The organism is Acinetobacter sp. YH12098 (assembly GCF_013419235.1).
In the GTDB taxonomy this organism is placed as follows: domain Bacteria; phylum Pseudomonadota; class Gammaproteobacteria; order Pseudomonadales; family Moraxellaceae; genus Acinetobacter; species Acinetobacter amyesii.
The window spans coordinates 1-21210 of the sequence record NZ_VPAO01000054.1 but is presented as its reverse complement, the minus strand read 5'-3'; the positions used below and the strand labels follow the sequence as shown (position 1 = coordinate 21210).

The following is a 21210-nucleotide window of genomic DNA, read 5'->3' as shown; positions in this document are numbered from 1 at the left end:
GTTATCAGGGAATTTATACAGTGTATCCAAATAGCTTGTTGCCATTAAAAGCAAAGAAGCGCTGTAAACTGGATTCCGAACTAAAAATCTATAATCAGGAAATCAATAAAAGAAGAATTGGAATTGAACATGTATTTGGCAGTTTGAAAACCTTCAAAATTCTTGCTGAGCGATATCGCAATCGAGGCAAAAGACTAGCATTAAGATTCAATCTAATTGCTGGAATTTATAACTTGGAGCTGCGTGAAAAATGACTTATGAAAGAAATCTGTTATATGAACAACCAAATTCATGGAATTTTCAATCATCTGTTAACGTAAATCTCTTATACAAAATCTAGCCTATGATTAATCATTTTTTGATATTTTTTTCACTTTAATATAGGCACAGATGCAAAGTAAAACTCCTGAGAATATCCAAACATAAGCACCGACGAGAACAGGTTCACCTTTTTTACCATCTATAAATAAAATGGTGGCAAGACCATAGCACATCATTGCTAAAGTTATACAGCTCCAACGAAATGATTTAGGATCATTATCATTTAATAAAAAATATGTAAAAACGAGGGATAGATTTGCCCAAATTGGAAAAACTAAAATAATGGGAAAGATCAAAAATTGTAAAAAAAATGAATATACAAAAAGTTCATATCCTTTCATGCCATCGAATACAGGAAGAAACCATGAGATGATCAGAATTAAAATTGCCATTAATGAAAAAAAATCGACAATTTTTTCTTTAAAAAAAAATTTCATCATGAATACTTTATAAGTAATTAATCGCAGTTTACATCAAATGTTTCGCTGATATACAGAACATAAAAAAGCCCAACATCCTGTCGGGCTTTTTCGTATTGGTTCGCTTGGCATAACTCCTGTCGTTCCGCCGATCCTTGTGCGATTATTTATTTTTATTCTGCGGAACGTCCTGTTCTCTTATGACTTCATAATATTGAATACAAGAGATTGTGAATATCCGCAAAATTCCTAAAGTCATGTGTGCTCAGGGGTACAAAATTGGTAGATTTTTACTCCAAGAGTTGTCCGCAGAAATTGTGGATAATTTAATTAAGCGCTGGCTTGATAACGCAGAGAAAAACGACAATTTGATCCGATATTGATCAAATTAATTAGCAAGATGTATCAAAATTTCTCAAAAAGAAATCGACTTATTTCCAAGTCGGTTTCTTGTTGTTTTTTATGGGGGTGAATTTTTTAATTATATGAAAAAACAGGACATTTTAAATGGTTTATCGCATAGACATTTTAATTGGTGAATAACAGCTTTAAATTTTATCATAAGCATCAATATCTTAATCAAAGCCGCTCCAGTAAATAGGGCACTGGAATGGCTTTTTTGTGATTAATCACGTTCAACGTATCATTAGCTATAAAACTGACATATATTGCTAAAGTTAAGCTTACAAATTTCTGAAGAAATTTTATACCTGAGATAAAAACCTCTCAATCGCCACTTGTGCAATTTCTGCATCTTGAAATGACTTTACCCCAGACACGCCCATTGCACCCACCAATTGCCCTTCATACAAAATCGGCTCACCACCTTCCAGCATGCCATTAAACGTCTGCATGGTTAAGAAACCCATCTGCCCACCTTTTATCAAATCTTCAAACAATTTAGATGGGCGCTTACTGATGGCTGAACATTTGGCTTTTTCTAAACATAAATTTGCTGTCATTGGCGATGCGCCATCCATACGTTTCATCGCCAATAAATTGCCTGTATCATCCATTACCGCAATGCTGACATTAAAACCATTTTCGACTGCATAAGCATGTGCTGTGTTAAGTAAAAATTCTGCATCTGCCAGAGTTAAATAATGCTTGGTTTTCATTTAAAAATCCTTTTCTTAAAAAACTGAACTTAAAACAACAAATAAAGCCCACAGCAGGCTGCGGGCTTTATTCTAAAGCAGAAATTACCAATTTAAATGAAAATTACTTCATTTCAGCAAAAACTTCTTTCGCCATTTCAATGGTAAATGCAATATCTTCATCGCTATGTGCGCTTGAGAAGAAACCGGCTTCAAATGCAGACGGTGCAAGGTTAACACCACGTTTCAGCATGCCATGGAAGAAAGTGCGAAACGCATCTACATCACATTTCAAAATTGAATCAAAACCAGTGATTTCAGTTTGATCTGTAAAGTAAATACCAAACATTCCACCTACTTGCTGCGTAAAGAACGGAATGCCCGCCTCGTCTGCAGCAGCTTGTAAACCAGCAAGCAAGCCTGCCAATTTTTCAGTCAAAGTTTCATAGAAGCCTGGTTTACGCAAATGTTTAAACATTTCAATACCAGCACGCATTGCAAGTGGGTTGCCTGATAGTGTGCCTGCCTGATACACCTTGCCCAGCGGCGCGATGCATTCCATTACTTCGCGTTTACCGCCAAATGCACCGACTGGCAAGCCAGCACCAATGATCTTACCTAATGTGGTCAAGTCAGGCGTTACGCCATAATGCGCTTGCGCACCACCAAGACCGACACGGAAACCTGTCATCACTTCGTCAATGATAAAGACAGAACCATGCTCATCACATACATCACGGATCGCTTGCAAGAAACCGTCAATTGGTTTCACCAAGTTCATGTTGCCTGCAACTGGCTCGACAATCACACCTGCAATTTCTGAACCGAATTTTGCAAAGCATTCTTTCAGCATGGCGATGTCATTGTATGGCAGTGTTAAAGTGTGTTTGGCAAAATCAGCCGGAACACCTGCAGAAGTTGCTTCGCCTTCACCTTTAGTGAGTAAGCCTGAGCCTGCTTTCACTAAAAGCGAATCTGAGTGACCGTGGTAGCAGCCTTCAAATTTTACAATCTTGTCACGGCCAGTGTAGCCACGAGCAAGACGAATTGCTGTCATGGTTGCTTCTGTCCCTGAGTTGGTCATACGCACCAGCTCAATAGACGGCATAATTTCGCAAATAATATCCGCCAATGTCGTTTCATGCACAGTTGGCGCACCAAAACTTAAACCATCAACAGCCGCTTCTTGAACCGCTTTAATAATGTCGGGCTGCGCATGACCTAAAATCATTGGGCCCCAAGAGCCGACATAGTCGACATAGCGTTTTCCGTCTACGTCATAGAGATATGCGCCTTGCGCTTTTTCGATAAATACCGGTGTACCGCCTACACCATTAAATGCGCGTACAGGAGAGTTTACGCCGCCAGGAATATGCTTGCTGGCTTGTTTAAATAATTGTTCTTGCTTAGCAGATAAGCTCATAAAAATTCTCTACTTATTCAATCTAAAAAATAAAATTAAGCTTGTTCAGCAAAAAGCTCAGACCATTCATAAACACGACTGCTTACAGCAGACATTGAACGACCTAATACATCACTAATCACAGCACAAAGATCAGCACCCGCTTCAATCACTTCAGCAGAATTTTCTACAGTTAAACCACCAATTGCACAAATAGGTACATTTAGTTTCGCTTTGGCTTGTTTTAGCGTTTCTAAGCCAATATTGCCTGCTTCAGGCTTAGTTTCAGTCGCAAAAATGGCGCCAAAAGCCACATAGTTTGCACCGTCTGCAATCGCCTGCTCAGCCAGTTCTAAAGAATTATTACAGCTTCGACCGATCAAAACATTTTTAGGTAAACGTGCTACAGCTTCAGCAATTGAACCATCATCTTGCCCTAAATGTACACCCACACCATATTGAACTGCAGTTTCTAAATCGTCATTAATAACAAAAGGCACTTTGTACTGATTACACATATTTTTCATGTATTCAATTTCATAAGCCTGATCTTCTTTTGCCACTTTTTTACGGCGATATTGCAAAACAGCGACTTCATAAGTCGCCATCGCGCCTTCAAGTTTGGCTAAAAGCAATTCTATAGGATCATCATTGGTAATGAGGTATAAACCACGCATAGTTCAATCACAACTTAAAACTTTTGAATATTATAGCGATTAGGTCTATGAAATGTTGCTTGGGGCATAAAATTTTAATATTTTCCCGCTGTGAAAGTTATATTCCTTTTCACAAGACTGCTTATATAAATGTTTAATTGAATTGTCTGTAAAAAATGGCAAAAAATACCTATTTTCAGGTATAGAACAAAACTGATACAAATTATTTAATACTGCAACAAAAGAACACAAAACGCAGCGCATAAAAACACAACACTTTATAAAAATAATAATGAGTAACCTATTAGACTTTTTGGTGCTTGGTAAGAAACGTTTTGGGGAGCGTTCAGAGCATCAAAAAGTCTAGCCTATTTTATAAAAGTTTTTATTGTTATATATTTCAAACAATAGACTTTTCTAAGGCCATAAAAAAAGCCTAGAGAAGGTCACTCTAGGCTCGGAAAACTGGGGTTTATCGACTATTCATGTTTTAGATAAGAATTAAATAAACAATATGAACATTATTAGACTAATCACTCTAATTTTGCAAGTCATTTACTCAAAAAAATCACACCCATATCCATAAAAATTAAGCGTTTGATTAATAAACAATTAACTATCAATCTTATCTAAATTGCGGTCTTGTAAGCTTAAGTTCCCCTTCACAATATCAGACAGCATGCGCCAATCGGAAATAAAACTGTACAAAGGTTGCTTGAAACTAGCTGGCTTATTTTTTTCAAAGAAAAAATGTCCGACCCATGCACAGGCATAGCCTGAAACCAGGCCATAAGCAAAATACTTCGGTTGTCTTTTTAAAATTGCTTTTGCAAAGAAATAGAGTCCTATACTGCTGCCTGTGGCATGTAAACGTCGGCTCATGATATTTCGATGTTCAGTCAAATAAAATCGATAAAATTGCGAGTAGTCACGAATAGGTAACTGAAATTCGGGCTTTAAATCTCGATTAAACTCGGGTTGTACTTGTGAATTCATTTTGTGCTCATCCTGAACTTATTTTTAATCAACATAGCTCAAAACTCGCCCACTTTAAAGGCGTAAAATTTTATTTTGTCCCAATGTAACTCAAGCAATAGTGAATTATACAATTGATGGAATATCCATCTTTTAAAACTTTTCTTAGTCCAAAAGCAGAGTTTTCAAATCAGTCAAGTCTTACTTCTCCACTGTTTTTCGCTACAATCGAAACGCGTTTAGCTCATAGAAAATTTACGTACGATTTAGTTTTTCATTTTTATAAAAATTTAAAGATCGCTTCATGCCAGATCATGAAGTTGTGACATCAGGACAGAAAACCATGGTTGAAGTTGAATTAAAGTTCCAGATTCCAGAAGCACGTCGAACTGCATTATTAAAGGTACTCGATCCAAAAAAATCGGAACAAATTCAACTTAAAGCTAAATATTTTGATACCCCAGATCGAAAAATGGCACAGCAGCATGCAGCTTTGCGTCAACGTTTAGAAGGAACGCGCTGGATTCAAACCCTGAAAGCTGCAGGTAAAAGTCACATTGAACGGTTTGAACATAACTTAGATTTGGGCGAGCATGAACAAGCCCCTGCCCTAGATTTATCGGTCTATGCCAATGAAGCTGATGTTCAGTCAGTTTTAAAAACCACTTTAGGCGATCAGCAGGATTCGTTACAACTTCAGTTTGAAACAGATATTCTCAGAACTTATCGCGTCATAGAGTTTGAAGATGCCAAGATCGAAGTTTGCTTAGATGTCGGCTGTATCCGCAGCAACAGCACAGAAACAGAGGTTCACGAAGTTGAATTTGAGCTTAAAAGTGGCTCTATTCAATCACTCCTTGCCTTTAGTTTCGAATGGGTTAAAAAGTATCATTTATGGTTAGATGTTCGCAGTAAAGCGGAAATCGGGAATTTGCTGGCGTTTAATCAAACTGTGAGTCCAGCAGTTGAGGCTAAAGAATTTCAACTCAGTAAAAAAGATACTGCCGCAAAAAACTTACGACTTTTAATTGCACAGGAAATGCAGCACCTTCTGCCTAATATTGCCGCAATTTCTGCAGGTGTTGCTCAGGCCGAGCACATTACACAAGCTCAAAAAGCACTCCATCATTTACAATTAACCATTTCGCTGTTTAAAGATTGGAACAGCGATATCGTTGAAAAATGGGCTGTGCAATTGGGCGCATTTAAACAGCAGTTTGAACAATTACACCATTTTGAGCACATGCAAAATACCTTGGGTGGCTTTTTACAAAACCCAACGACCTCAGAAAATTTAACCAAAGATATTTTGTATGCCAAAGAGAAGTTAGGCAATTTGGTTAAATCGACTCAAAATGTGCATCATTATCTTGAGCTTTTAATGTTTAGTTTGAAAGTCGATGAAGCACCGCAACAACATGATTTTAAATGGTATGCTCAAACTACCCTTCAAAACCAATATAAAGCCCTGCAAGAGGCTTTAAATGATGCCGACATTAACAATTTTGAAAGCTTAGATGTGCTTTCTCAGCGCATACAAGAGCTTAAATTTAGCTTCCCAATTTTGACGTCTATTTATGATGTAAAAAACTTGCAGAAATATAGTAAAGCGCTCAATGATGCACAAGTCGCGGCTCAGGAATATCAAGTCCTTTCCTCTTCTGCACAATATATTCAGCAAACAGAGCTGGAAGCTAGTGATTGGTTTGTTCTCGGCTGGTTGACTGCAAAACAAGAGGTTTATGCAGATAAGCTATTAGAAGCGACCGAGCAATTCCTTGTCAGTCGAAAACTCATTAAATAAAACCTAAGGGAGATTCAATGAGTCTCCCTTTTTTATTTGTATCCTACATTGTCATATAGATATTCATTTGTTGAACATTCAGGTTCATAGTCGGCTATTTTCAATTCATCATTTCCTTAGTTTGACTCAGTTACATTGAAATATTTTGAGAAGCTATTATTTTTGTTTTCTGGATAAAAACTTTTAAAATAAGTTATCTGAAAACTTAGATTCAGGGTGGTTTTATGTTGAAAAGTCACATACCTGTAATTTATCCCCTATTTTCATTTTCACTTATTTTTATATTTTTCCCAATACTGAGTGCTTGTAGTGAACAACATAAGCCTGTGCAAAGTACCGAATTAAGGCGCACGGCATCCTTACAAGTCGAAAAGCCGCTTTCTCCAACTCAAAACTTTGATCAGACACGACGAACCTTTAAAGTCCTGCGCAATAATAATGAGGACTATGGTGATGAGTCTTACCAAATCAAAACCGATGCTGGCACACTGAGTATTTACAGCATGAACTTGAATCCGCAACAAGGTCAGCTACTATCTAGCGTCAAGTCTGGAGAATGTCTCACCCTATCGAGTCAAAGCGACAATTTAATTGCGGTTGACGGTTATATCAGTGTGATGGAATTGGGCGACATTAAAATTCATCCCTGCAAATAAACTTCAATATAGTATTTGCATATCAGTCATTCAAAAAAACTAAGAAAATTGCCTTAAGGCTACACTGCTATTGGGGGTTTAATTCATAATCCATACTGATTTAACCTTGTGCTAATAACCCCCATGATTTCATGGCATTACTCACCATGCGTTGTAATTGTGTCAAGGCCATACCATCACGTGCTTGTATCGTCATCCCTTGCAATAAGGTCATATAAAAATCAGTCAATTGCTCTGCATGAGCCAAACTTTCAATTTGGGCATTTGCCATAGTGGCTATTTTCACATTAGGGCGTGGATTACATAATCCAAAGCATCCTTGTGCAGCGAACTAAATTCACGTTCTAAGTAATATCGTCAACATATTTAATTAACTGATGTTACGCACGTAAAAGTAATTACGCATTTTTAAAATGATTTTTAAGTCTATTCGACGGAGTCTTACATCTAGGGTTTAAATAAAGGGATTAGTCTTCGGCTGGAAGTACTTTTGTTTCGGCAAAAGTACCCAAAACCATTGTCATCCGCAAAACTCGTTCACTAGCGTCTACTTATTCAAAGTATCGCAAAAACATCTTTAAATAGATGTAGTTCTGTCTCAAACACTTGCGGATGACGTTGCCGCGTATCGCTCTTTTATTTGAATCAAATGGCGCTTCTGATGTTACTGCGTAACATCAGTAATTAACGATATTTATTAATTAACGATATTTCCCAAAGATTTTCCACGTATTGTTATCTGCTAAAGGGTCACTATAGCTATCGCTACGGGCTTTACGTGGTTTGTCACGGGCATCCACCAATTTAAACTCGTTTTCGACACTAAGTACAATGCCATTCACATAAAAACGAGTACGGGTATAATCACTTTGCCCATGTTGAAATACATAGGTTCTGAGGTCAATAAATTCACGGTGTCCGACCAAGGCTGCAGTGTCATCGCTGTCTAGCCAATGTCGCATCGCTTGAATTTGATCTGCTTCAAACTGCCCACATTTTTCAACCAAACTTGCAATACCACGAAAGGTTTTAGATTCTTTCGCACGTGTTTTGTTGATTCGAATACGATCCACATGAAAATAAAAAAGCGGCAGATTCAAATGACTCGGCAAATGGATTGCATCAAGGACTTCATCTTCCACAAAGGGTTGAAATAAGTCTTGAGCACGTTCAATTAAGCCTGTCCACTGTGCATAATATTCGGCTACTTCAGACTGTGTACCATAATAAATGGGCAGCCCTTCTACATTGGCTAAGGTTGAGGGCGGCCAAATATTTTGTCGAAGTAATGCAATATCACTTTTCAGACTTTGCACTGCGATTGCGTCTTGCATGAAGCATTCCATTTTACTTAGGCTATTTTTTAGATTAAGTCAAAGGTTTAGTTTCTGCAAGGCTTTGCCTATAATACTGCATTAGATTTTTATGCTAGGACACATTCATGGTTCAAAAGATTGAAGCTACTGATGTAACCGAAGAAGAAGCGTTGAATGCAGCTTTCTTTGAACGTGCGGATGAATTTATTAAACAAGCCAATGAATTTTGTCGTGTTGAAAAAGGTTCTCAAGTTAAACCTGCAGAAATGCGCGGCCAAGTGAGTGCTGCCATGTTATTTGGTACTGCTCGCTTTAATACTTGGGTTGCTGCAAATGGCTTCAAAGATGGCAAAGAAATGCGTGATGCCAAAGATCAAGTGATGTCTTATATTCTTCAACAATTTCAAATGATGCTTGAAGATAATTATGATGAATATTGCGAACAGTTTGAAAACTATCTTCGCTTCCGTCATAACGAAGAATTCCATGCAAATAAGCATGATGACCACCACGATCATCAGCATTAATCAAAAGCCCTTCGGGGCTTTTTTTATACAACTTCTCTTTCACAAAGCTTTGATTTAATATTCAGTCATAACGTTGTATTTTCATCATTCAAACTATTTTCAGTACCTTGCGTATTCGGAAATACAATGAAATACGCAAGAAATGGACATGGTTTTAAGGACAAGGATAGCAATGCAGACGCTCGATTTTGCCATCGTGGATTCACATATACATCAATGGGATCCATACAATACCCCACATGCCGCTTCACTTGCCGTGAAATTATTGGGTAAACATCCCTACTTGCTCGACAAAATGATGCGCTTAGTTAAGCCGCAAGAGTTAATTGACACAGTTGGTTTAACCAAACATGTGACGACACCGTATTTGCCTGAAAATTATAAGCAAGATGCAGGACATTATCAGGTCGATCAAATCGTACATGTAGAAGCGAGCTGGCATGACCATAAAGGCAAAGGGGTGGTTGGTGAAACAAAGTTTATTGAATCTTTAGACTTTAATGCTCAAAAGATTAAACTTGGCGCCATAGTCGGCACTGCAGACCCATGTGACAGTAGTTTTAAGAAAATTCTTAAAATGCATAAACAAGCCTCCCCACATTTTCGTGGCATACGAAAAATGGCAGCTGTACATGAAGACCCAAAAGTTCACGCATGGACCAATGAGCCCCATCTCTATACCAATAAAAAATTTATGAAAGGTTTTGAAGCCCTTGCTCAAATGAATTTAAGTTTTGATGCATGGGTTTATTCAGACCAGATTCGTGATTTAACCGCTTTAGCACGTGCTTTCCCTGAAACATCTATCGTGCTGGATCATTTTGGGACACCTGTCGGTGCCTTTGGACCTGTCGGCTCACATACAGGCTTAACCCAAACTTCACGTGACAATATCTTGTTTCGTTGGAAAGATGATTTAGCTGAACTGGCAAGTTGCCCAAATGTTTATACCAAAATGTCTGGTTTATTCATGCCTGTGCTGGGTCATCAGTTTCATAAAGAACAACGCCTTGCATCCAAACAAGAGATTTTCGATTGCGCCTTCCCGCTTATTTCGCATGCTCTACAATGCTTTGGGAAATACCGTGTGATGTTTGGCTCTAACTTCCCGATGGATAGTGTGAGTGCATCCTTGGTGAATATTATTGACGCCTTTTCAGATGCGGTCGCGAGTTATGATCCTGATGCGCTGACTTTAGTCTTCCAACAAAATGCGCGTCAGTTCTACCGCCTATAAGTTCATTAAGCTATTTTGCTATCAAGCTATCCATTGCGGCTCAAAAAAAATCCTCCATCTGGAGGATTTTTTTATTCGGTTTATTTTTGAGTAGATTTTGCGGCTTGACCATATTGGTCAGACATCACTTCAACCAAATGTTCAGGTTGAATATATTTTTTAATGACAGCATCAACATCCGCCTTGGTCAAAGCAGCAATGCGTTGATCACGTTTTTCATGATAGTTTAGGTCACGACCTTTTTCTAACTGTGGAATCAACATGCTATGAATGCGACGGTCATCTTCAAGTGCAGTTAAACGCTTTTTCAAAATACTGGCTTTGGCCGCTTCTACTTCCTGTTCCGTCACGCCATTTTTCAATAAGTTTTGCAAAACTTTATGAACAGACTGAGAAACTTGTGCTGATTTACCCGCAGTGTAGTTTGCATCAATACTCAGTACACCCGAATTCACCCATTCATCAAAATTAATGTCTGCACTAAAACCATAAACCAGTGCATTCTTTTCACGTAACTCTTGAGCTAAACGTGAAGACAACTGTGAATCACCAAGTATGTGGCGTAATACTTGTAGTGCAGGAGAATCAGTATGCTCCACACCTACAGGTAGAGTCATAATCGCTTGGTAACTACCAAACTCACGCTGTTCAGACAATGCATGCACTTTCTGTGCAGGATATGCCGTAAACGTAGACTCTAAGCGTTGATATGGCTCGCTGGTTTTCCAATCTGCAAATTCTTTTTTCAGAATTTTTTCAATTTGCTTAGTATCAAAATCACCAGTTACCGCAATTTGTGCATGCTGTGTTTTAAAGAATTTTTGATGTAACTGCTGCACTTGATCACGTGTAGCCGACTCAATTTGTTTTTTCGCAAGTTCAGGTTCGAAGTGATAACGAATATCCCCCGGCTGATAGATCTCGACAATACGCGACAGCGTCATTGCAGCAACGGTATCCGGCTCTGTATAAGGTCGATCCAAACTCGATAAACTTTGCGCTTTGATTAAATCAAATTGTGACTGCTCAAATGCCGGAGCTTTAATAACATCAATGACATATTGCAAAAATTCTGCAAATTTTTCTTTACGAGCAACCACTTGAATCATGAGGCCATTATCATTTGCACTAACCGTTGCACCGCCACCGACATCAATAATTTTATCGGCAATTTGCTGTAAGCTTTGATCTTTAGATGCACGGAACATGAGATAAGCTGTTAAATCTAGCAACTCCCCTTTATTCATTAAGCTTTGTGCTGTACCAAAATCCAATGCAATCGTGGCATAGGTCTTGTCATCACGAGTTTTGGTTGGGAACAATGCATACTGAATGCCGTTTTTAAATTTAGCCCGCTGAATCTGCTTCTCTTTCTGATTTAGATATTGCTTAGACTCTGCAACGTATTGCTTCACTTCAGCACGATAAACACTCGCATCTTTCAACGGCTCTTCTGCAGGCGCTTGCTGATCTAAAGTTTCAGCAGGTTTTGACGCAGCCTGTTGCTGTGCTTTCTTCTGGTCTTCAGGTGTTGGTAGAATATTTCCTGTGACACGGTATTCGGGCTTTAGAAAGTCCTTATACACCTGATTCACGTCGCTTACATTTAGCTTTTGTACTTTATCTAAGTCTCGGAAATATTGAGACCAGTCCCCGTTATAAGCCACAGTATAAGAACTAAGACGCTCGCCAAGTGCTGTTGCGCTATTTTTGACATTGTCAGCCATATTTCGAGTCAGGCTTTTAACACGGTTTAGCTCGACGTCATTAAAGGCTTTATTCTGCTCTACACCTTGTGCCAGACTGGTTGCCACTTTGTTAGCATCATGACTTGGGCCATATATCGCCCCCATAAACACCAAATTAAAATCTTTATCTAACCATGTGGTGGATTGAACTGCGGTTGCTGTCCCTGTTTCCACCATGCTTTGATACAAATGCCCACTTGGCTGTAAGGTATACAAAGTTGGAGATACCGCCAAAGCAGTTTTAATCGGTTCGACTGCACCATTTAAATAAATATTAAATTTACCAAAGTCACTGCCCTTATGAACTGTAAATTCGCGTTGCTTTAATTTCGTTCCATCTAATTTAGGGACTTTGGCCTGTTCAGGAATTTGGCGTGCGGCAATTGGGCTAAATTGTTGATCAATTTGTTTTAATACAGCCGCTTTATCAAACTTACCAGAAATCACCATCACTGCATTATTTGGCGCATACCAACGGCGATAGAACTGGTTTAATTCGTTCATATTGATCGATTGAAGTTCTTTCAAATCACCTATCGGTAAGCGGCCTAAAGATTGATTGCCATAGGCTTCTTTTAAAACTTGGTCGATTAACACTGAAAATGGCTGATCTAAACGAATTTCACGTTCACGCTTAACGATATCAATTTCTGTCGGTACAAATTTTTCCTGAAGTACCAATTTGTCCATCCGTTCTGCTTCTAAATGCAAGACTTGATCGATTGAACTTTGTTCAGGACGAATCACATTGGTGTATTTTGTTGAATAATAATCCGTACTGGCATTGGTCATCAGCGTGAATTGGTCTAAGCGACGCTGAAATTCATCACCTTTGACATTTTCAGTGCCTTTAAAGGCCAAATGTTCGAGCAAATGTGCCAAACCACCTTTGCCCGCAGGGTCATTTAATGAACCCGTGAAATACACCGTATTCATAAACACTTTGCTTTCTTTATCATTTTGCGCCAAAACCACGCGAAAACCGTTGTCTAATTTATATTCTTCAATGGCTTGTTCAGTTTTAACCAATACAGGTTGAGCAAAGAGGCTTGTACTTAAACCTGCAAAAAAAAGTGAAAGCGTTAAATGTTTAATACGCATGTAATTCAAGTGTCCTTTATATTTAGCATCGATCAGCGCAGTGCTGTCGATCAGATTGGTTTTGATTTTATGCTGAGCTTTTCTGGATTAATAGTTATTTTTTATTAAATACATGCTGCAGATTTCGACAGCATGTATTTGATTTATGTTCAGATATAAATGTCAGACTGCATATATAAACAAGCATAGCCTGAGATTTCTATACGGTCATTTTCAAGCATTTGACAGTGTAACTCACCACCACGACTCGAAGCTTGATACGCTAAGATCTGACGCTTGTGTAGACGTTCTGCCCAAATAGGGACGATTCCAGTATGAATAGAACCCGTAACAGGATCTTCATTGATGCCATTACCCGGTGCAAAATAGCGTGAAATGCAGTCATATTGCTGGGCTGCCGCAGTGATTGCAACATCAGTGATCGTACCCGGCGCTGTGATGGCGGTGCGGATTTTGCCAAGACGTTTTAAAATTTCAAAATTCGGTTGTTCGTCCAAAACTTGTTGAGCCGTTTCGTATTCCACGATATACGCCTGCGTATTCAGATAAACCTGCTTAAAAGGTTGACTCAACCCTAGACGTAGCTCTTCAGGATATTCACTCACGACCTGTGCCCGACGCACAGGGAAATTCATCAGAATTTTTCCATCTTCAGCTTTATTTACGCTAAAAATACCGAGATTTTTGACATGAAATTGGATATTTTTTTCAGCCGTATAAAACTCAAAAAGCACATAACTACTGGCCAATGTCGCATGTCCACAAAAGTCCACTTCAGTGGTCGGTGTAAACCAACGAATTTCATAATTGCTGCTGTCGATTTTTTTCACAAATGCAGTTTCAGACAGATTATTTTCCAAAGCAATCTGTTGCATCAAGTGTTCATCTAACCATTCATCCAACACCAAAACCGCCGCTGGGTTGCCTTTAAATAACACTTGGGTAAATGCGTCCACTTGATACATTTTCATTGATAGAACTCCTGATTTAGTGATTTATATTAAAGGCTTTTGAAAATATTTCATGCGTTATATGCTATGTAGCAACACTTTTTAATAAAACATCTAAGTTTTAGATGAACTTAAATATAGGTACAATTTTGAAAACGCATATTCACCCTGTTCCTTTAGAAAAATCATACCGACTTTTAAATCATGGGCCGACTGTGCTCGTCTCTGCTAAAGATCAAACCCATACTGGTGTGATGACTGCAGCATGGGCATGCGCCTTAGAGTTCAGCCCAGCAAAAGTGACGGTAGTACTGGATAAATCAACTAAAACACGTGAGATTATTGAGAATTCAGGCTATTTCGCCTTACAAGTACCGACACTGAAACAACTCAAACTGGTCTATGCACTTGGTATGATGAGCCAACGTGATGCGCCAGAAAAATTACGCCAATGTGGCGTGGAATTATTTCAATTTAATGCCTCAGATATTCCTGTGGTTGAAGGTTGTGCTGCTTGGCTACTGTGCAAACTTATTCCTGAGCCGCACAATCAACAAGCGCACGATCTGTTTATTGGCGAAGTCATTGCTGCCTATGCAGACGACCGCGTCTTCCGTAACGGACATTGGTATTATCATGAAGTAGAAGATGAATGGAAAAGCCTACATCATGTTGCTGGCGGGCACTTTTATACCATTGGTAATCCTGTATCTGTAGACGAGACACCAGACTAAAATAGCGCTGTGAGATCTGTCGTTTATCTAGGGCTAAAAATGGATAATCATCCGTTTTGAGCATTTTCATGCTAACTTTAACTTAATTTTAAATATTGAATGAATGGATATGGCGTTTAAAATACATACATTGGATGTCAAAAATTCACTGCAAAATTATATTTGGCTGCTTGAACACACCGAAAGCCATGATGTCATTGCGGTAGATCCTACTGAAGCTGCCTTAGTCGAGCGCTATTGTCAGGAACATCAACTCAATCTCACACAAATTTGGTTAACGCATTGGCATAAAGATCACGTCGGTGGTGTACCGGAACTTATTCAAGATAAAAACATTGCTGTTTACGGCCCCCGTGCAGAATTAAGCCGTATTCCATGGGTAAATTATCCTCTCGATCATAATGACCGTTTTGAATTTCATGGTCTTGAAGTCGAAATAACAGCAACGCCCGGCCACACCCTCGGTCATATCGTATATTTTATCGATGACATTCATACACTTTTCTGTGGCGATGTATTATTTGCTATGGGCTGTGGACGTGTATTTGAAGGCTCCTTTCAACAAATGTACGATTCATTGAACCGTATAGCCGCATTCCCTGCTGAAACTCAAGTGTATTGTACTCACGAATACACCCTATCGAATGCGCAGTTTGCGCGGCATGTTGAACCTGACAATCTTGCCATACAACAGCGGTTTGATGAGGTTGCATCACTACGAATGCTTGGAGAATGTACTTTACCGAGCAGTATTGAACTAGAATTAGAAACTAATCCATTTTTACGCGCAGAAAGTGTTGAAGCGTTTCAGCGCTTAAGAGAACTCAAAGACAATTTTTAATTGGATTGCGAGTTATAAGCATTTTAGATTTCATCACAAATAAACTGTTTTATTTGTGATGAATATTTCGGGCCGATTCATAATTTTATATTTATAAAATTTGATTGGTGGCAGCAAATTCATCCAATTCAGCTTGAGTCACAACTCGTACGGCTTGCATTTCATCGATACGTACCATCAATAAACCACCTAATGCAGGCTGATAACGTCGTGCACTACCAAATGGTGTATATGCCACTTTGGATTGCTCCGAAAAGACTAACCAATCTTCATGTCCAAGCATCACCGCAACAGGCGTCTGTCCCGCTTGTTGCATCTGTTCAATTTTTGCTTTGACAGCGTGCTCAATGTTTTGCATGCGTTCAATCTATTTATATCGATGGGACATAGTATAAAAGCATTTCGACAAATCTTGATGAGAAATAGCATTGCAAGCTCACCTATCCAGCGAATTAGGTTTTGAACAAGCTGTTATTTGCAATCCACAACTGCATGCCCAAACAGCTGTGCATTCTAAGCCAAGCAATCGTTTATTTTGTGCACAGCTTCTCTATGCACATAGGATATATTTTAATCCAACTGCCAAAAACCTAATTTTTAAATACGTTATATTTACTTACATTAAGTTTAGCTTTTTATAAAACAGCAAGTTAAATGAGTTTATACCGTTTACAAGCCGATAATCTGTTTATTTATCCATCAAAATTTCATATTTTAAATAAAAGTTTTTCATTTCCCCTTTAAAAAATATTTTGACACCCCTATTTAATATTTTAATGATTGATAAGGAGTTCGCTCGTGAAAAAAGTGGTTAAAGCAAAAAATTTAGTTGCCTTCCGTCTTTGGTTAGAAAAGTTAGGATATTCTGTTCGTACACTGGCAGATAATCGTGGATTTACATTCAGTTTTAAAAAAGAATATGGTCTAGTGACTGTAGACTTGTCTGGTAATGCTTTGGCCATGCAGCTCGGTGAAGAGTTTGAAGATCATTTAAAGGCATAATCTTCTTTATAATTTATTCGAACGATTAGAAATAAATGATTTAATTCGATTGATTCGAATCCGCATTTCTAAATTTGCCCGTATATGCGGGCTTTTTTTCACCTTTGTTTTACTGACTCATTTTAACGAGATAAATTTCAGACAATAAAAAAGCAAGATAAGACATCTTGCTGTATCTCTTCGTTCATCATTCTTTCATTAGATTTTTTTATTAGAATTAGTCTTCAAAAAAGACCATGTTTAAGACACTGATTTTTTCGAATTTCAAAACAAAAAAGCAAGGTATAAAACCTTGCTTAATCTAATGGTGGGGACGGAGAGACTCGAACTCTCACACCTCGCGGCGCTGGAACCTAAATCCAGTGCGTCTACCAATTTCGCCACGTCCCCAACTCGGGTGCTGACAATGTCAGACTTTAATTTGTTTTAAAAACCTGTTTATTTGGCAACTTAATAAATTAAGTGGTGGGGACGGAGAGACTCGAACTCTCACACCTCGCGGCGCTGGAACCTAAATCCAGTGCGTCTACCAATTTCGCCACGTCCCCAACAGGGTTGCTGACAATGTCAGACTTTTTAAAACCTGGCAGAGGATCAAGGATTCGAACCTTGACGAACGGTTTTGGAGACCGTCATGCTACCATTACACCAATCCTCTGTGACCTTCATTACCAAACTCATGTTTAGTAATTCAGTGGTGGGGACGGAGAGACTCGAACTCTCACACCTCGCGGCGCTGGAACCTAAATCCAGTGCGTCTACCAATTTCGCCACGTCCCCGATGGCTGTGTATATTATAGAGATCACCCCTACATGACAAGCCTTTTTTATAAAAAAGCATCTTGTTTGTTTAAATAAAAAACAATAGTGCTTTTTTTGTATTTTTCTTAAGCAAATTCAGCAACTAAGTCGCTTTTTAAGCGATAAAAATCTACCAATCTGTCATTTTTTTGCTTCATCAACATGTGTTGCAATAGCTGAGTAAACCCTTGATATTGCATTGGCAGATCAAGCTTTAAGCGTTGGCAATGTAAATAGGCCCAATCTTGATAGTTTTTTGCCTCTAAACGCTGTGATGTCAGCCATTCCAAGAAAATAATCCCCAGCGCATAGATATCACTGTGCAAAGATTTTGCTTGTCCATGGAAAAGTTCTGGAGCCATATAACGTGGTGTCGCAGTTAAGGCATTTTGCTGATCAAAATCTAATGGTAGCGCTTGCTCAAAGTCGATGAGTCTGCACTGCCCTTGCCAACTCACAAAATGCTCTTGTTTTAAATCTGCATGTATCCAACCGTGCAAGCTTAATCGCTCAACCACATCGATTGCTTGCCATAGCACTTGCCTCACCTGCTCAATGCTCAAATTCGATACAGGCTGTAAGAACCAAGGCTCAGCATTGGGCAGTATTAATAGGCGATCAATAGGCTCTTGCTGAATACTGAGATGCGTCTCTTTTATCACTTGAAAAGGTAGCGTGATGCTGTTTTGTCTAGACGCTTGATTGAATAGCTGGTACAGCTCAATTTCTCGACCAAAACTAGCTACATGTTCAGGGCTGCTGTCACTGACTTGCGCCTTGAGCCAATAACGTTGTTGATTGAATTGAAATTGATATAGACGACGGCCAAAAACCAAACTTTTGGATTTGGTTTTTGGCTCATAAATGATTTGCGTTAAATCTGTGGATTTAAACCGCAATAAATTCTGCATGGCGTTGATTGGGTGCATTTTGATAATTTAATAATTCCAAACAATGCTGAATGGTCTTACCGATGCGAGCTTGCGTTTCGATTAATGAAATCTTCGGCCAAGTGGCTCTTTCACCTTCACGCTGCAATACTTTAAACAGATAAGGTCGAGGATTTTGCAACATATAACTATAGTGTCTTAAGCCATATTTCCCCACAATATTGACATCACCATAGTAACGCTGATCCACCACGCCATAACCATGATCAAGCAACCGTCTTACCGGTGGAATACTTCCTGCTCGCTCACGGGCAAAATCCATCACCCCTTTACTAATCACCTTACCTTGACGACGAACGATCCGCTCAGGCCAACTCAACATGCTTTTACGAAAGCGTGAAGCATCATCCTGCATAAACGGCACAATATGCGGATTGACCTGACTAGCGATACTGTAATTAATATTATACAAACGCGCCATTTTCTCCTGTGGGAAATCACTGCGCACACTGCCATCCACCCAACGCGTTGCCGACATATATGGCGTAAATTGCCCGTCATAACGCTTACTGGTCAGTCGTACCGGTGGAAATAGAATAGGCACTGCACATGATGCCAACACCGCACTCCATACCAACAAATCTGGTGATGTATAGGCATTCATAATTCGTGCATCTTGTGATGCATCATAAGGCGCAACTGCCACATTGATATGCAGACCTGATTGCTTATATGCTTCGGCAAAAGTTAAGTCACCTAAGTTTTCAACCAAAAACTTTTTCAGATATTTTACATCTGCCAAACCGCCATTACCCTGCACTAATTCAGTCAATTTACGAAAGTGAAATGCCTCACTAAAGAAGTTTTGTCCATTTAATAAATTGGTAAATTCTGACGGTTTAGATACACCCAACATCCCGGTCATAATGGCGCCAGCACTGGAACCTGACAAAACTTTTGGCATGAGGTCTTGTTCCATCAGCGCTTTACACACACCGGTATGAAACAAGCCTAAAGTTGAACCGCCGGAAAACATCAATACAGGTTGTCCATAGGCTTTTTGGCTTTGTTCAAAGAATTCAATTTTTTGTGCAGCATTGAGACAAACGCATTCTTCGGATGCAATAAAGGCCAAACTTTGACTCACCTCATCAACATAGTCTTCAATAATTTTTTTGGTGCCGACGTAGGCTACTGTAAACAGCAAGGGATGGGCAATATTGCCCACATCATAAGTTAAACCTTCACTTAAAATATACATCAAATCTCGAGTACGTTTCTGAGCTCGATATCGTCTCAGTAACCCTAAACGATGAGTAATAATTTCTGCATCAAAATACGGTGAACTATTATCGAGTTTCCATTCTTGCGCACCCGATTCTTCGTCTATTTTAAGTGCGATATCTTTCCATTCTTCATAACATTCAGCACGGTCGAGCTGACGCTTTAATTTTTTTATCCGATATGCCTGATGTGGATTAATACTTTTTGAAAACCCTGTAAACAACATGACTATCCCTCAGCACACTTTAAACTGTTCACTCAGCTAGATTTATAACAACTTTTTGGTTGTTCGAATAGCGCTGATCTCCCAGAACAATCATTAAACTTTGACATATTTAGGCGATTATAACTACATTATTGATGTACACTGCTGTCATATACCAACCAACAACAAGACACGACACGCTGACTTATCATGGCTACAATTGATTTACCTGACAACATCATTCAATCGCTATCTACTGTACTCTTACAACTACAGCACAGTTTGCCTGAGCTTAAACAAGCACCCGATTTTTCGAGTATCGCGTTTAAATGGCAAGATAAGCAGCTTAAGGCCATTAAACAGCCCAAAGTCATGTATTTAGAAGACTTAAAAGGAATTGAACGTCAAAAAGAAAAAGTGATTCAAAACACTTTACAGTTTTTAAAAGGCTTACCTGCCAATGATGTTTTACTCACTGGCTCTCGTGGTACAGGTAAATCATCCATCGTACGTGCTCTGCTCACCCATTATGCAGACCAAGGTTTACGTTTAATTGAAATTGAGCGTGATGATTTATCTGATTTGCCAGAAATCCAAAAGTTGATTGAACATCGCCCTGAAAAATTTATCGTATATTGTGATGATTTGGCATTCAATGCTGAAGATGAAAACTATCGAAGCTTAAAAAGTGTTTTGGATGGTTCATTACAATCAGGTTCAAGTAATTTTATTATTTATGCTACCAGTAACCGTCGTCATTTATTGCCTGAATTCATGCATGAAAACACACCTGTAACCAAGGTAGATGTGCCTCAATATACTGAGCTCCATCCACAAGAAGCGATCGAAGAAAAAATATCTCTTTCTGACCGCTTTGGGATGTGGCTGTCATTTTACCCAATGGATCAAAATTTATATTTAGAAATTGTAGAACACTATTTGGCTAAAGCCGCAATGCCTTGGACAGATGAAGCGCGTGCTGAAGCACTGCGTTGGTGTCAAGGTCGTGGGCAACGTTCAGGGCGTGCTGCTTATCAATTTTCAAAGCATTGGATTGGGTCTGAAAATCTAAAGGCTTTGGCAAAATAACGTTTACAAAATTTTTATGATCTGAAAAGGCTTTGTTGCACAAACCTATCGTTAAGGGCTTATTCCACAATATAATTTTCAAATGAATAAGCCCACACCTAAAATTTACCGTACTCTCAATTGGTCTACATACAACCGCGCACTTATTAATCGTG

General features: G+C 38.9%; 21 protein-coding genes and 4 tRNA genes. 9 read left to right on the top strand and 16 right to left on the bottom strand.

Annotation, left to right across the window (positions count from 1 at the left end; all coding sequences use genetic code 11):
- On the top strand, nucleotides 1-254 hold a 254-nt coding region (locus FTU38_RS15295; protein WP_218954729.1), incomplete at its 5' end, for a transposase family protein.
- 93 nt (nucleotides 255-347) lie between these two features.
- Here FTU38_RS15295 and FTU38_RS15290 read toward each other — a convergent pair.
- From FTU38_RS15290 to FTU38_RS15270, 5 genes are all read right to left on the bottom strand, one after another.
- A complete protein-coding gene (locus tag FTU38_RS15290; protein WP_180012255.1) occupies nucleotides 348-761 on the bottom strand; it encodes a hypothetical protein in 414 nt (137 codons plus the stop codon).
- A 683-nt stretch (nucleotides 762-1444) separates the two neighbouring features.
- Nucleotides 1445-1858 carry a heme-binding protein gene (locus FTU38_RS15285; RefSeq protein ID WP_180111723.1) on the bottom strand — a complete coding sequence of 138 codons (414 nt, stop codon included), beginning with the start codon at nucleotides 1856-1858 and terminating at the stop codon, nucleotides 1445-1447.
- A 103-nt stretch (nucleotides 1859-1961) separates the two neighbouring features.
- The gene (hemL, locus tag FTU38_RS15280; RefSeq protein WP_180012251.1) at nucleotides 1962-3260 is read right to left on the bottom strand and encodes a glutamate-1-semialdehyde 2,1-aminomutase; all 1299 of its coding nucleotides are present in this window, start codon (nucleotides 3258-3260) and stop codon (nucleotides 1962-1964) included.
- Between the two features lie 35 nt (nucleotides 3261-3295).
- Entirely contained in the window at nucleotides 3296-3916 is a 621-nt protein-coding gene (thiE, locus tag FTU38_RS15275; RefSeq protein ID WP_078188828.1) for a thiamine phosphate synthase, read from the bottom strand.
- A gap of 591 nt (nucleotides 3917-4507) precedes the next feature.
- A complete protein-coding gene (locus FTU38_RS15270) occupies nucleotides 4508-4891 on the bottom strand; it encodes a DUF962 domain-containing protein (RefSeq protein WP_180084259.1) in 384 nt (127 codons plus the stop codon).
- A 322-nt stretch (nucleotides 4892-5213) separates the two neighbouring features.
- Between FTU38_RS15270 and FTU38_RS15265 the strand changes: the two genes are divergently transcribed.
- Nucleotides 5214-6674, top strand: a complete 1461-nt coding sequence (locus tag FTU38_RS15265) for an inorganic triphosphatase (protein WP_180111727.1) — start codon at nucleotides 5214-5216, stop codon at nucleotides 6672-6674.
- A gap of 224 nt (nucleotides 6675-6898) precedes the next feature.
- On the top strand, nucleotides 6899-7330 hold the full coding sequence (locus FTU38_RS15260) for a hypothetical protein (protein ID WP_168378945.1): 432 nt from the start codon (nucleotides 6899-6901) through the stop codon (nucleotides 7328-7330).
- A gap of 100 nt (nucleotides 7331-7430) precedes the next feature.
- Here FTU38_RS15260 and FTU38_RS15255 read toward each other — a convergent pair whose 3' ends face one another.
- On the bottom strand, nucleotides 7431-7601 hold the full coding sequence (locus FTU38_RS15255; RefSeq protein WP_180111721.1) for a hypothetical protein: 171 nt from the start codon (nucleotides 7599-7601) through the stop codon (nucleotides 7431-7433).
- Between the two features lie 430 nt (nucleotides 7602-8031).
- A complete protein-coding gene (locus FTU38_RS15250) occupies nucleotides 8032-8664 on the bottom strand; it encodes a hypothetical protein (protein WP_180007293.1) in 633 nt (210 codons plus the stop codon).
- Between the two features lie 107 nt (nucleotides 8665-8771).
- On the opposite strand from FTU38_RS15250, the gene FTU38_RS15245 reads away from it, so the two are divergent.
- Both FTU38_RS15245 and FTU38_RS15240 read left to right on the top strand, forming a co-directional pair.
- Nucleotides 8772-9173 carry a DUF3144 domain-containing protein gene (locus FTU38_RS15245; protein ID WP_180007294.1) on the top strand — a complete coding sequence of 134 codons (402 nt, stop codon included), beginning with the start codon at nucleotides 8772-8774 and terminating at the stop codon, nucleotides 9171-9173.
- Nucleotides 9174-9345: 172 nt separating this feature from the next.
- Complete coding sequence (locus FTU38_RS15240; protein ID WP_180111719.1) at nucleotides 9346-10410, top strand: amidohydrolase; 1065 nt, start codon at nucleotides 9346-9348, stop codon at nucleotides 10408-10410.
- An 80-nt stretch (nucleotides 10411-10490) separates the two neighbouring features.
- Here FTU38_RS15240 and FTU38_RS15235 read toward each other — a convergent pair whose 3' ends face one another.
- Both FTU38_RS15235 and FTU38_RS15230 read right to left on the bottom strand, forming a co-directional pair.
- Nucleotides 10491-13259, bottom strand: coding sequence for a pitrilysin family protein (locus FTU38_RS15235; protein WP_180111717.1), 2769 nt, complete (start codon nucleotides 13257-13259; stop codon nucleotides 10491-10493).
- A gap of 149 nt (nucleotides 13260-13408) precedes the next feature.
- Nucleotides 13409-14230 carry a PhzF family phenazine biosynthesis protein gene (locus FTU38_RS15230; RefSeq protein ID WP_180111715.1) on the bottom strand — a complete coding sequence of 274 codons (822 nt, stop codon included), beginning with the start codon at nucleotides 14228-14230 and terminating at the stop codon, nucleotides 13409-13411.
- A 104-nt stretch (nucleotides 14231-14334) separates the two neighbouring features.
- On the opposite strand from FTU38_RS15230, the gene FTU38_RS15225 reads away from it, so the two are divergent.
- Both FTU38_RS15225 and gloB read left to right on the top strand, forming a co-directional pair.
- Nucleotides 14335-14943 carry a flavin reductase family protein gene (locus FTU38_RS15225; protein WP_180111713.1) on the top strand — a complete coding sequence of 203 codons (609 nt, stop codon included), beginning with the start codon at nucleotides 14335-14337 and terminating at the stop codon, nucleotides 14941-14943.
- A gap of 109 nt (nucleotides 14944-15052) precedes the next feature.
- Nucleotides 15053-15784 (top strand): hydroxyacylglutathione hydrolase, encoded by a 732-nt coding sequence (gloB, locus tag FTU38_RS15220; protein WP_180111712.1) that lies wholly within the window; start codon nucleotides 15053-15055, stop codon nucleotides 15782-15784.
- 91 nt (nucleotides 15785-15875) lie between these two features.
- On the opposite strand, the gene FTU38_RS15215 is transcribed toward gloB, so the two are convergent.
- On the bottom strand, nucleotides 15876-16142 hold the full coding sequence (locus tag FTU38_RS15215; protein ID WP_111883866.1) for a hypothetical protein: 267 nt from the start codon (nucleotides 16140-16142) through the stop codon (nucleotides 15876-15878).
- Nucleotides 16143-16582: 440 nt separating this feature from the next.
- Here FTU38_RS15215 and FTU38_RS15210 point away from each other — a divergent pair, with 440 nt between their 5' ends.
- Nucleotides 16583-16786, top strand: a complete 204-nt coding sequence (locus FTU38_RS15210; RefSeq protein WP_078188846.1) for a hypothetical protein — start codon at nucleotides 16583-16585, stop codon at nucleotides 16784-16786.
- Nucleotides 16787-17091: 305 nt separating this feature from the next.
- Here the strand turns inward: FTU38_RS15210 and FTU38_RS15205 are convergent.
- The 6 genes from FTU38_RS15205 to FTU38_RS15180 form a co-directional block, all read right to left on the bottom strand.
- Nucleotides 17092-17176, bottom strand: a tRNA-Leu gene (locus FTU38_RS15205).
- A 73-nt stretch (nucleotides 17177-17249) separates the two neighbouring features.
- Nucleotides 17250-17334: transfer RNA gene (locus FTU38_RS15200), tRNA-Leu, on the bottom strand.
- Between the two features lie 36 nt (nucleotides 17335-17370).
- A tRNA-Trp gene (locus FTU38_RS15195) sits at nucleotides 17371-17444 on the bottom strand.
- Between the two features lie 37 nt (nucleotides 17445-17481).
- Nucleotides 17482-17566: transfer RNA gene (locus FTU38_RS15190), tRNA-Leu, on the bottom strand.
- A gap of 107 nt (nucleotides 17567-17673) precedes the next feature.
- Nucleotides 17674-18498, bottom strand: coding sequence for a protein kinase (locus FTU38_RS15185; protein WP_180111711.1), 825 nt, complete (start codon nucleotides 18496-18498; stop codon nucleotides 17674-17676).
- Nucleotides 18476-19987: a DUF3336 domain-containing protein gene (locus tag FTU38_RS15180; protein WP_180111710.1), complete on the bottom strand. Its 1512-nt coding sequence runs from the start codon at nucleotides 19985-19987 to the stop codon at nucleotides 18476-18478. Before FTU38_RS15180 ends, FTU38_RS15185 begins: the two co-directional genes overlap by 23 nt.
- Before the next feature lie 189 nt (nucleotides 19988-20176).
- Here FTU38_RS15180 and FTU38_RS15175 point away from each other — a divergent pair, with 189 nt between their 5' ends.
- Nucleotides 20177-21055: an ATP-binding protein gene (locus FTU38_RS15175; RefSeq protein WP_180111709.1), complete on the top strand. Its 879-nt coding sequence runs from the start codon at nucleotides 20177-20179 to the stop codon at nucleotides 21053-21055.
- Nucleotides 21056-21210 lie beyond the last annotated feature (155 nt).